Raw genomic sequence first — 12997 nt, 5'->3', positions numbered from 1 at the left:
TAAATTCATAAATACAATCCTAGAATATTATAGCAATAAAGCAGTTCAAATACAACTAAAATACGAACGTTTGTATTTTATATAAACATTTATCAACTATATAACGAACGTTTCTCTTTTTATTCAAAAAAAATATCCCACTAAGGAATATTTTCTAGCCTTCTGGTCTATAGGCAAGTGACGAGAATTTATTATATGATTTAACAAATAATAATTTAACTGTACCTCGTTCGCCACCACGGTTTTTTTCAATAATAACTTCAACTTCACCAACATTTTGGTCATCTTCATCCCTTGGATCAGGTAGATTCCCGTCTTCATCTTCATCAGTATCGCGTTCATAATAATCATCTCGATACAAAAATGCAACAATATCTGCATCTTGTTCAATAGAACCAGATTCACGAATATCTGATAACACTGGTCGTTTATCTTGGCGTTGTTCAACACCACGGGATAATTGAGACAATGCAATAACTGGAACACTTAATTCTTTCGCTAATTTCTTCATTTGACGAGAAATTTCTGAGACTTCTTGTTGTCGACTTTCGCGTCCTGAACCTTCAATCAACTGTAAATAATCAACAACGATTAACCCTAGTCCACCTTTTTCCTTCGCTAATCGACGGCATTTTGCCCGAATTTCAGCCATCTTTGACCCAGCAGTGTCATCAATAAAGATATTAGCCTTTGATAATGAATTCATTGCCACAATCAAATTTGACCATTCTGATTCGTCTAATTGTCCCGTTCGTAAGTGATTCGCATTAATACTACCTTCAGCACATAACATACGACTAACTAATGATTCTGCTGACATTTCTAAACTAAAAATAGCGACAGTTTCATCAGTTTTAGTTGCTACGTTTTGAGCAATATTCAACGCAAAAGCTGTTTTACCAACAGCCGGACGAGCAGCTAAAATGATTAACTCATCTGGATGTAACCCGGCAGTCATTTTATCCAACTCTGGATAACCTGTCGACAATCCAGTAATTGTATCGCCTTCTTTAGCTAACTTTTCAATATTTGTAAATGTACTTTTTAATACATCAGCGATAGCTTGAAAACCACTACTATTTCTTTTTTCAGATACGCTCATAATTTCACGTTCAGCATTATCTAAAAGCGTTGCAACATCATCATCTTGTGATAAACCCTTAGTTGCAATAGATGTCGCTGTCGCAATTAAGCGTCGAATCATTGATTTTTCTTCAACAATTTTAGCATAATACTGAACGTTCGCAGCCGTTGGTACAGAGCCAGCTAATTCAACAATATAGCTAACACCGCCAATATCATCCATTTGATTTTTAGAAGTTAAATTATCTTGAATCGTAACAATATCAATAGCTTCATCTTTATCATTCAGATCCACCATAGCCGCAAATATCAATTGATGGCGACGTTGATAGAAGTCTTCGGGCTCCAAGTATTCCATTGCCTCAACAAGAGCATCACTCTTTAAAAAGACAGCGCCCAAAACGGCTTGTTCCGCTTCAATATTCTGTGGTGGCGTTTGGTCTGTTAATAGTTCATTATTCATTTTATCGTGTTCTCCTTACTTCTAAAATCAAGAAAAAAGCTGGACAAAATCAAATTTTGCCAGCTTTTCAAATAAATACTACTTTAGTTATTAGCCGAAACATGAACACGAATCATTGCTGTTACATCAACATGTAACTTAACAGGTACATTCGTGAATCCTAAGGCACGAATTGGTTCTGGTAGTTCAACTTTACGTTTGTCGATTTTAATTCCGTATTGTTTTTCCATAGCTTGTACAATTTGCTTGCTAGGAATTGAGCCAAATAAACGGCCATCTTCGCCCGCTTTAGCTGTTAATTCAACAACTGTCTTATCATCTTCTAAAACGATTTTTTCATCTTTAGCTTCTTTTAAAATTTCTTCAGCTTTTTTTTCTTCAGCTTTTTGTTGTCCCTTTAAAGAACTCATTGCTGAATTTGTAGCTAATTTTGCTTTACCATTTTTAATTAAAAAATTTTGAGCATAGCCGCTTGGTACTTCTTTAATTTCTCCACGTTTACCTTTTCCGCGAACATCTTCTAAAAATATAACTTTCATAATCAACTACTCCTTAATTTCATCTTTTTTTGTCGTTAAAATATTAACTAATTGTTCTGCAGCTTCACTTACACTCACACCAGTTAACTGAGTCGCAGCATTTGATAAGTGACCGCCGCCGCCCATTTGTTCCATAACAACTTGAACATTAGTCGTCCCTGTACTTCTAGCAGAGATACTAACACGATTTTCTGATCGTTTTGTGACAACAAATGACGCTGATACACTTGAAATAGATAATAATGAATCTGCTGCCTGTGCTGCTGTAACTGGGTCATAAATCGTATCATCTTCACCCACACATAATGCTAAATCAGTATTAATGAACTCTACTTTATCAATTAAATGATTACGCTTCAAGTAACTATCAACATTTTCTTTCATAAAGTTTTGAACCATTGTTGAATCAGCCCCAACGGACCTTAAATAACTGGCTGCATCAAATGTTCGTGTACCCGTCCTTAATGAAAACGACTTCGTATCAATAATAATTCCCGTTAACATCGCAGTTGCTTCAATTTTATTAATTGGTTCACTATCTTTTGATTGATATTCAAACATTTCAGTAATCAGTTCACAGGTTGATGATGCATAAGGTTCAATATAAACTAACATTGGATTTTCAGGGAATTCTTCTCCACGACGATGATGATCAATAACCATCAGACGATTTTTAAGTTTTTCATACAATTCAGGACTACCAGAAATAGAGGGTTTAGAATGATCAACCATCACCAGTAAACTCTGTTCTGTTGCTTTTTCTACTGCTTCTTCAGGTGTAATAATATTATATTTGATATCAGGATATTGATCTAACTCTTCCATCAATCGTTGTACATCTGAATGAATAGCGGTTTGATCTAAAACAATCCAACATTTCATATTATTCATCAAAGCGATTCGTCTAATGCCCAAACAAGCTCCTACAGAGTCCATATCTGGGCTCTGATGTCCCATAACGAAGACTTGGTCCATTGGTTTCATTATTTCTTGTAACGCTTGAGAAATCATTCTAGCACGAACCCGAGTCCGTTTTTCCATCGGATTAGTTTTACCACCATAAAATCTTGCTTGCTCTTCAGGTGATTTAACGACAACTTGATCCCCACCTCGACCTAAAGCAAGATCTAAATTGCTTTGAGCTAATTTTGCAAGTGAATTCAAATCGCCATCGCCATAGGCAATTCCCATGCTCAATGTGAGCGGAAAGTTTTGTTTGGATGTCCGATCGCGAATTCGATCTAAAATTTTAAATTTTTCTTCTTCAATTTGTTGTAAAGAATGGGCATGAACTAAAATAAAAAATCGATCTGAATCCGTTCTTTTTAAATACATCCCATAACGACGCGCCCAATTAGATAACTCATTTGTGACAAAGTTACTTAAATTAGAAACATTCTTATCTGACATAGATTGCGTTACTTCATCATAATTATCTAAGAACACTTGACCGATAACAACGCGCTCTGCTTCAAATTCTTTTTCAATTGATGAATAACGCGTAATATCCATCAGGTAAGCAACATGAATATCATTTTGTATGATCATTTCAAAATCTTTTTCATGCCATGTTACTTTCACCAAGCCTTTAGTCTCAGCGTTATCTGTAATAATCGTCGATAACGATTCATCGACGCTCTCTATTTTCTTACCTAAAATATCATTTTTTTCAAAATAAGGTTGTAAGTATGGATTAACCCACTCAATCTCATTTTGTTCGTTAAAAATCAAAATACCAATTGGCATTTTGATAAGCGCTTCTTGTTCACTACGTTTAATACGATATGATAATTCCGATATATATTCATTAGTATTTGCCGTAATTTGGGACATAATATACATACTTGCGCTGGTAGCACCCAACGCAATAATTAACAATATAAGTCCTAAAAATAAATTAACTGTAAAAGACAGAACAACACTAAATAAAGACATAATTACGATAAAAATCGCAATCCATCTTAAGCGTTCATTCTTCAAAAAACTGGGAAGTTTCTCGTTTGAAAGGAACTTTTTCATAGTATCTCCTCATCTGTAAATCCTAGATGTTATCTATTTTATCACATTCCCCATTTACCTGCACAAATCTTGCTGATAGTACAAAAAAAGGGAAGACTATTTGCATAGTCTTCCCTAGATATTACTATTCTTCTGAAACGAATGGTAATAAGCCCATAATACGTGAGCGTTTAATTGCAATTGTTAAACTGCGTTGGTTTTTAGCGCTTGTTCCCGTAACACGACGAGGTAAAATCTTACCACGTTCTGAAATGAAACGTTTTAACAAGTCTGTATCTTTATAATCGATATAATCGATGTGGTTAGCTGCGATGAAGTCAACTTTACGTCGACGACGTGCGCCACCGCCACCACCTCTACGTTGTTGTTGTTGTGCCATGTGAGTTTCCTCCTCTAATTAGAATGGTAGGTCGTCATCAGAAATATCAATTTGTTGGCCATTATTTGCAAATGGATCAACTGTTGCTGAATCATTAGATTGCGTTGTGTTTGAATTATTATTCGAACTTGCGCCACCAAATGGGTTAGCATTGTTATTTGATGATGAACTTGATTGAGGAGCGCTGCTTTGATTATTAGCGTTACCTTGTTGTTGGCTTGATTGAGATTTTGATTCAAGCAACGAAAAGTTTTCTACGACAACTTCAGTAACATACACGCGAGTTCCTTGTTGATTATCATATGAACGCGTTTGAATTCGTCCATCGACACCAATTAAAGAACCTTTATGCGTAAAGTTAGCGAAGTTCTCGGCTGCTTTTCGCCAGATAACACAGTTAATAAAATCGGCTTCACGTTCGCCAGAAGCGTTCGTGAATTGTCGATTAACTGCAACTGTAAAAGTTGCAACTGCAGCACCACTAGCTGTGTAGCGTAAATCAGGGTCTCTTGTTAAACGTCCGACAAGTACTGTTCTATTAATCATAATGTATTGCTCCTCTCCGTTATTTTATTAAAATGAATTATTTTTCATCTCTGTTAATGATCATATGACGCAAGATTCCTTCATTAATCTTTGAAAGACGATCAAATTCGTTAATTGCGATATCGTCATCGGCTGTAGCATTAATGATATGGTAGATACCTTCATTATAACCGCTGATTTCGTATGCAAGACGACGTTTTGACCAGTCTTTTGAAGTAACGATTTCTGCACCATTACTTGTTAAAATACCATCGAAACGTTCGATCAAAGCTGCTTTAGCTGCTTCATCAAGATCGGTACGGATGATATAAGTAATTTCATATTTACTCATGACTGTTTACACCTCCTTATGGACTTTAGGTCCTTACCTCGTGGCAAGAACAAGGAAAGTTATCTATTTAATGCCATAGACACTTACGAACTAAAATTATATCACTGCCATTCACTTAAAGCAAGAAAATCCTAATTAACTACACACTTATTAAGTACGCCGTTAATTAGGATTTTATTTTATTTTTTTAATTTAGTTTATTCTAAGTCATTTGTTTCACTTTCAACGTCTGATACAACTGCATCTAAAATAGTAGTTGTTTCTTCAGGAGTAGCTTCAACTTTTGCCATTGTTGCAACTTTAGCATTCTCATCAATTCGAATTAAATGAACTCCTAAAGTAGCACGGCCCGTTTTTGACACGTTCTTCACATTAAAGCGAATCATAACACCTTGATCCGTAATTAACATGATATCTTCATCACCTTGAACGGTTGCTAACCCAGCAATTGGTCCATTCTTTTCAGAAATGTTAGCTGTCTTAATTCCTTTTCCACCACGGCCTTTAATTGCATAAGCCGAAGCGGGTGTTTGCTTACCGTATCCTTTTTCAGAAATGATAAATACGTGACTATCAGCAGCTAATAAATCAGCTCCTACAACGTAATCATCTTCTCTTAACCGAATACCACGAACACCAGAAGCAGAACGACCCATTGAACGAACATCATTTTCAGCAAATGATACTGCGTAACCTCGATGCGTTCCAATAATCATATTCTGCGTGCCATCTGTGATAGCAACGTTAATTAATTCATCTTCATCATGCAATTTAATCGCTTTTAAACCATTATTTCGTATGTTAGAAAATTCTGACACCGGTGTTCTCTTAACTGTTCCGTTAAGCGTCGTAAAGAAAAGATAACGTTCATCATTTTCTTGCTTGCTTACGTTGATAACAGCTTGGATTTTCTCACCAGAATTAACCCCTAAAAGATTAATGACAGGAATTCCTTTAGCTGTGCGTCCATATTCAGGAATTTCATACCCCTTCATACGGTACACTTTACCAGCATTCGTGAAGAATAGTAGGGTATCATGCGTTGATGTCGACACAAGATGTTCAATAAAGTCATCATCATGAACACCCATACCTTGAACGCCACGGCCACCACGGTTTTGTGCTTTGAATTCATCAGTTGCAAGACGTTTTACATAACCGTTATGCGTTAATGTAATCATAACTTCTTCTTCTTCAATCAAATCTTCATCTTCAAGATTCAATACTTCGCCAATTAATAATTCAGTACGACGTTCATCACCAAATTTAGCTTGTAAATCTAACAATTCTTGATAAATAATATCATGAATACGTGAGTCATGAGCCAAAATATCTTCAAAATCAGCGATTGATGCCATTAAATTTTGATATTCTTCTTCAATTTTTTCACGTTCTAAACCAGTTAAACGAACTAATCGCATATCTAAAATAGCTTGAGCTTGTTTATCTGATAAACCATAATTACCCATCAATTGATTTTTAGCAAGTTCACCCGTATTTGAGCTACGGATAATTCTAATAATTTCATCAATATGATCGAGTGCAATTCTTAAACCTTCAAGGATATGTGCGCGAGCACGTGCCTTTTTCAATTCAAATTGCGTACGACGACGGATAACTTTTTCTTGATGTTCAAGGTAATAAACAAGCATTTCCTTTAAACTTAGAACTTTTGGAATACCATTAACGATTGCTAGCATATTAAAACTGAAAGATGTTTGTAATAACGTTAATTTATAAAGGTTATTCAACACAACTGAAGCACTCATATCACGACGAATATCGATCACAATTCGTAATCCTTCACGATCAGACTCATCATTAATATCAGTGATACCTTCAATTTTTTTATCACGAGCTAAATCAGCAATACGTTCAATTAAACGTGCTTTATTAACCATGTAAGGAAGTTCATCAACGATAATACGTTCTTTACCATTCTTTTGTTCTTCAATTTCAACTTTTGAACGAATTGTTATTGTTCCCTTACCTGTTTCGTAAGCTTTACGAATACCAGATTTACCTAGAACAGTAGCCCCAGTTGGAAAATCAGGACCAGGGATAGCCTCCATCAAATCAGCCACAGTTGCATCAGGATTATCCATCAAAATATGTAATCCAGAAATAACTTCTGACAAATTATGTGGCGGAATATTCGTTGTCATACCAACGGCAATACCTGTTGCACCATTAACTAATAAGTTAGGAAAACGCGCAGGTAAAACAACTGGTTCATGTTCACTGCCATCGTAATTATCCATGAAATCAATGGTATCTTTATTGATATCACGCATCATTTCAACAGCTATTTTACTCATTCTAGCTTCAGTATAACGCATAGCAGCAGCGCCATCACCATCGACAGAACCAAAGTTACCATGCCCATCAACTAACATGTAACGGTAACTAAAGTCTTGGGCCATACGAACCATCGCTTCATAAATCGATGAATCACCATGAGGATGGTACTTACCCATAACATCCCCAACAATTCTAGCTGATTTTTTGTATGGTTTATCAGGCGTAATCCCTAATTCACTCATCCCGTATAAAATACGACGATGGACAGGTTTCAACCCATCTCGAACATCAGGAAGTGCACGAGCAACAATAACGCTCATAGCATAATCCAAGAATGATTTTTTCATTTCTCCGGAAAGATTAACATCTTTTATCCGGCTTGTAGCTGGTAATTCTTCTGCCAAAATTTTCAACCTCCTTTACGACTAAGTTTTTAAATATCTAAGTTTTCTACGTAAGTGGCATTTTTTTCAATAAATTCACGTCTAGGTTCTACACGATCACCCATTAACATATTAAAGACATCATTAGCTTCAATGGCATCGTCGACGTTAACACGTAATAAACGACGAGCATCTGGATCCATAGTTGTTTCCCACAATTGAGAAGCATCCATTTCTCCAAGACCTTTATATCGTTGAATAACGGGTTTTGGTGTTGGTGCCAATTGCCCTTGAATTTCTTCTAATTCTTCTTCAGTATCGACATAACGAATCATCTTACCTTGTCTAATTTGATATAAAGGTGGTTGCGCAATATACACGAATCCTGCTTCAACAAGTGGACGCATGTAACGATAGAACAGTGTTAATAATAACGTTCTAATATGGGCACCATCGACATCAGCATCAGTCATAATAATTAATTTATGATAATTAGCTTTTTCAACATTAAATTCGCCACCAAAACCTGTTCCCATAGCTGTAAATAATGAACGAATTTCTTCATTGGCTAAAATTTTATCTAAACTTGCTTTTTCAACATTCAAAATCTTACCACGAATCGGTAAGATAGCTTGTGTTAACCGTGAACGACCCTGTTTAGCTGAACCGCCGGCTGAATCACCTTCGACGATAAATAATTCACTAATTGCAGGATCTTTACTTGTATTATCAGCTAACTTACCGGGTAAGTTACTGATTTCAAGCCCACTTTTTTTACGTGTTACTTCACGAGCATGTTTAGCAGCTACTCGAGCTCTAGCAGCTAATAAGCCTTTTTCTACAATAATTTTAGCTTCTTTAGGATTTTCCATTAAAAACTTAGTAAAATGTTCAGAGAAAGTACGATCAGTAACCGTACGCGCATCTGAATTACCTAATTTTGTTTTTGTTTGACCTTCAAATTGAGGATCTGGATGTTTAATACTGACAACAGCCGTCAATCCTTCACGAACATCTTCACCAGAAAGATTAGCATCATTTTCTTTCATAAGATTATTTTTACGAGCGTAATCATTTATAACCCGGGTTAAGGCTGTCTTAAAACCAGATTCATGAGTACCACCCTCATAAGTATGAATATTATTTGTGAAAGTTAATAAATTACTATGATAATCATCTGTATATTGGAGGGCAACTTCAACAATAATCCCTTTTTGTTCACCTTCAACATAGATAGGTTCTGGGAAAATAACATCTTTATTTTTATTTAAGTATTCAACATAATGCTTAATACCACCGGCATAATGGAATTCTTGTAATCCGGGTCCACCATCACGTTTATCATCAATCGTAATTTTAAGGCCTTTATTCAAGAATGCTAATTCACGAATTCGCGTTGTTAATACTTTAATATCATAGACAGTTGTTTCCGTAAAAATATCAGAATCCGGTACAAAATGAACAATCGTTGCATGTTCATTTTCAGGTGCTTCACCTACAACTGACATCTCTGTTTTAACTTTACCGCGAGCAAAGTCCATACCGTAGACTTTACCTTCACGAATAACCTGAACATCTAGCTCAGTTGATAATGCATTAACAACTGAAGCACCAACTCCATGAAGTCCACCAGAAACTTTATAACCACCACCGCCAAATTTACCCCCAGCATGTAAAATTGTAAAAACGGTTTCAAGCGCTGGACGGCCTGTTTTTGCTTGGATATCAACAGGGATACCACGTCCATTATCACGAACTGTTATACTGTTGTCTTTTTCGACAACAACATTAATTTCATCGGCAAAACCAGCCAATGCTTCATCGATACCATTATCAATAATTTCCCAAACTAAGTGATGAAGACCTTGTGAAGCCGTTGTTCCAATATACATACCGGGACGTTTTCTAACAGCTTCAAGTCCTTCTAAAACTTGAATTTGGCTCGCATCATATTCTTTTGCTTTTTCTTCATGTAATTCTTCTGCTATTTCAGCTTGTTTCTCTTGATCAGTCAACTATATGTTCCTCCTCTTCGAGTAAGTTACCTTGATTAATATGAAAAATCTTAGGTTCATTAATTAACGATCTAGCAATACCACTTAAGTTTGGTGTTGTTAAAAATGTTTGAACCTTATTTTGAATCGTCTTCAAAAGATGTGTTTGACGCATATCATCCAATTCAGAAAGAACATCATCCAAAAGAAGGACTGGATATTCCCCAGTTTCCTCTTTCATTAACTCAATTTCGGCTAATTTGACTGATAATGCTGTTGTTCTTTGTTGTCCTTGAGATCCATATGTTTGAACGTTTTTGCCGTTAATTAAAAAACGCACATCATCACGATGTGGCCCAGCTAAGGTTGTCCCTTGAAATATTTCTTTTTTTATTGATTTTTTTAAATCATTTTGTAATTGCGTATACAACTGTTCAATCGTTTTTTCTGACGCGTTTTCCAAATGAGTGGCATACTCAAATGTTAACGTTTCAGCGGACTGTGTAATCTCTTCTTGTAATTGGTTAGCCCAGAATTCAAGTTGTTTAAGAAATATTAAGCGTTGATGTACAATTTCTGCGCCAAAAGCAGCTAATTGATCAGATAATACATCTAAAAAAACTAAATCTTGGTCTTTTTTATGCTGTAACTGTTTTAGATATTGATTACGCTGTTTCAAAATAGTTCGGTATTGACCTAAATTATATAAATAACGTGCATTAATTTGGCCAAATTCCATATCAACAAATCTTCTTCTTACTGATGGGGCACCCTTTACAAGGGCTAAATCCTCTGGTGCAAACAAAATCACATTGAACTGTCCAATGTACTGTGACAATTTGGCCTGTTCAAGATGATTAACTTTAGCTTTTTTACCTTTAGAATTAATTTGAATCTCGAGTGGCAATGACCCTACTTGCTTATTCACCCGACCTTGGATTATCGCAGCTGTCTTATCCCACTTAATCAACTCTTTATCATTATTCGTTCTATGACTTCGAGTCATTGATAACACATAAATTGCTTCCAATAAATTCGTTTTACCCTGAGCATTTTCACCAAGTAATATATTGATTGCTGGTGAAAATGAGATATTTAAATCTTCATAGTTACGATAATCCCTCAAGGTTAAATTTTCTAGATACATTGATAAGCCTACTTTTCGTCCATTGAATGCATCGTAATAATTGCAATACCTGGAACTTCAATAACATCGCCAGGGTATAATTTACGTCCACGTCGGTCTTCTAATTCACCATTTACAAGGACTTCATTTTCACGTAAAAACCATTTTGCTTCGCCACCAGAATTAATAATTGTTTCTGATTTCAAAACTTGTTGTAGCATCATGTAAGGTGTTTCTAAATAAATATCTGATTTCAATTGTCGTCAACCTCCATTTTCTTCCTTTTCTATTATACCTTTTTTTTCGCAAAATTACAATTTCACATCTCATTTTAAGCCGATTTAAGCGATTTAAGTTTTAATTAGTCTTTTTACTCTAAAATTACTTAAAAGGCTATATTTTTAATTAAATGACTACAATTCACTATTGCCTTATTTTTTTAGTCAAAATCAAACCATAAAATTCATTTCTCACTTTTAATATAATTTACCTAAAAAAATAGAGTAAAAACAGTTTTATTGGCTGCTTTTACTCTATTTTTATTAGTTATTCATACACGAACAATTAATTAGAATGTTCGAACTGGTGTAATTAATTGAATAAATTGCGTTGTATCTTCAGTTGGGACTAAGGTAAATGGTCGTAATGGTTGTGTAAACGCAACTTTAATTTCAGTTTGTCCAAATGATCTTAAAGCATCTTTCATATAGTCTGGATTAAATGAAATTTCAAGATCATTTCCTGATAAATTGCTAAATTCTAATGCTTCCTCAACATTACCAACATCAGGCGAGTTACTATAAATGACAACTTTTTGTTCTGCCGTATTAATCGCTAGTTTAACAACGTTATTACGGCTTTCATGTGATAGTAATGACGCACGTTCAATTGCTGATAATAATTTAGGCGCATTAAACTCAATGTCTGTAGCTGATTCTTTAGGAATTAGACGAGTTGTATCAGGATAATTTCCTTCTAATAAACGTGAATAAAATGAGGTATTTCCAAGAATAAAGAGTACTTGGTTTTCTGAAATACGCATTTCAATATCTGGATTAGAATCGTCAATCATTCGTGATAATTCTACTAAAGATTTACCAGGAATAATAACATCATATTTTGCATCGTTTGCGCCTTCCAATGTAATTTTACGTTGGCTCAAACGATGACTATCTGTTGCGACTGCTAAAAACTCACCATTTTCAATGACAAAGTGAACACCAGTTAAAATAGGGCGACTTTCTTGGTTAGAAACGGCAATAACAGTTTGGCTAATAATTTGTTTTAAGATTGATCCCGAAAAAATTAAATTATCATCAGTATCAATTTCTGGTAAGTGAGGATAGTTATTTGCATCTAACCCATTAATATTGAATGAGGCTGATCCAGAAGTAATCTCAGTTTGATAACCATCAGTCACTGTTAATGAAAAAGTATCTTGCGGTAATTTTTTAACAATTTCGCTAAAGAATCGTGCAGGTAGCACAATTTCACCAGTTGATTCAATTGTTAAGTTATTAGATTCATCTTCAACAGATAAAAAAGTTTCAATAGAAACATCTGCATCACTACCTGTTAAAAGTAAACCAGAAGCAGTTAAGACAACTTTGATACCCGTTAATATAGGAATTGTTGTTTTTGAAGAAATAGCTCTTTGAACATCTGTTAATTGTTTAATGAATGCTGATCGATTAATTGTAAATTCCATAGTAAATCCTCCGGTAAGTTTAGTTATTAATTAAGTAATAAAAGAATAGAAGCAGTAGTAGGGCCTGTTAATCATGTTAAGAAATACGTTGGGACCATGTAAATAAAAGAATTCACATGTGGATA

Annotated in this window: 11 protein-coding genes; all 11 read right to left on the bottom strand. The window is 35.0% G+C overall.

Annotated elements, in window-relative coordinates:
• Nucleotides 1-154 precede the first annotated feature (154 nt).
• The 11 genes from dnaB to dnaN all read right to left on the bottom strand — a co-directional run bounded on the left by dnaB (nucleotide 155) and on the right by dnaN (nucleotide 12872).
• Nucleotides 155-1546 (bottom strand): replicative DNA helicase, encoded by a 1392-nt coding sequence (dnaB, locus tag AC1RPH_RS01520; protein ID WP_481761089.1) that lies wholly within the window; start codon nucleotides 1544-1546, stop codon nucleotides 155-157.
• A gap of 83 nt (nucleotides 1547-1629) precedes the next feature.
• The gene (rplI, locus tag AC1RPH_RS01515; RefSeq protein WP_481761088.1) at nucleotides 1630-2085 is read right to left on the bottom strand and encodes a 50S ribosomal protein L9; all 456 of its coding nucleotides are present in this window, start codon (nucleotides 2083-2085) and stop codon (nucleotides 1630-1632) included.
• 6 nt (nucleotides 2086-2091) lie between these two features.
• Nucleotides 2092-4104, bottom strand: coding sequence for a DHH family phosphoesterase (locus AC1RPH_RS01510; RefSeq protein WP_481761087.1), 2013 nt, complete (start codon nucleotides 4102-4104; stop codon nucleotides 2092-2094).
• Between the two features lie 124 nt (nucleotides 4105-4228).
• Nucleotides 4229-4483, bottom strand: a complete 255-nt coding sequence (gene rpsR / locus AC1RPH_RS01505; protein WP_057974148.1) for a 30S ribosomal protein S18 — start codon at nucleotides 4481-4483, stop codon at nucleotides 4229-4231.
• A gap of 18 nt (nucleotides 4484-4501) precedes the next feature.
• Nucleotides 4502-5029, bottom strand: a complete 528-nt coding sequence (gene ssb / locus AC1RPH_RS01500) for a single-stranded DNA-binding protein (RefSeq protein ID WP_409021851.1) — start codon at nucleotides 5027-5029, stop codon at nucleotides 4502-4504.
• A gap of 37 nt (nucleotides 5030-5066) precedes the next feature.
• A complete protein-coding gene (gene rpsF / locus AC1RPH_RS01495) occupies nucleotides 5067-5360 on the bottom strand; it encodes a 30S ribosomal protein S6 (protein ID WP_409021850.1) in 294 nt (97 codons plus the stop codon).
• A gap of 197 nt (nucleotides 5361-5557) precedes the next feature.
• Nucleotides 5558-8008 (bottom strand): DNA gyrase subunit A, encoded by a 2451-nt coding sequence (gene gyrA, locus AC1RPH_RS01490; protein WP_481761147.1) that lies wholly within the window; start codon nucleotides 8006-8008, stop codon nucleotides 5558-5560.
• Nucleotides 8009-8094: 86 nt separating this feature from the next.
• Nucleotides 8095-10032, bottom strand: a complete 1938-nt coding sequence (gene gyrB / locus AC1RPH_RS01485) for a DNA topoisomerase (ATP-hydrolyzing) subunit B (protein WP_481761146.1) — start codon at nucleotides 10030-10032, stop codon at nucleotides 8095-8097.
• A gap of 19 nt (nucleotides 10033-10051) precedes the next feature.
• Complete coding sequence (gene recF, locus AC1RPH_RS01480) at nucleotides 10052-11185, bottom strand: DNA replication/repair protein RecF (RefSeq protein ID WP_409021849.1); 1134 nt, start codon at nucleotides 11183-11185, stop codon at nucleotides 10052-10054.
• A gap of 8 nt (nucleotides 11186-11193) precedes the next feature.
• Complete coding sequence (gene yaaA / locus AC1RPH_RS01475; protein ID WP_057974154.1) at nucleotides 11194-11421, bottom strand: S4 domain-containing protein YaaA; 228 nt, start codon at nucleotides 11419-11421, stop codon at nucleotides 11194-11196.
• A 311-nt stretch (nucleotides 11422-11732) separates the two neighbouring features.
• Nucleotides 11733-12872 carry a DNA polymerase III subunit beta gene (dnaN, locus tag AC1RPH_RS01470; protein WP_481761086.1) on the bottom strand — a complete coding sequence of 380 codons (1140 nt, stop codon included), beginning with the start codon at nucleotides 12870-12872 and terminating at the stop codon, nucleotides 11733-11735.
• Between the last annotated feature and the right edge of the window lie 125 nt (nucleotides 12873-12997).

It is taken from the genome of Dellaglioa sp. CoH-57-MRSF-16, assembly GCF_056782055.1.
Note: the sequence above shows the minus strand (reverse complement) of the source record. Positions and strands in the feature narration are given on the sequence as shown.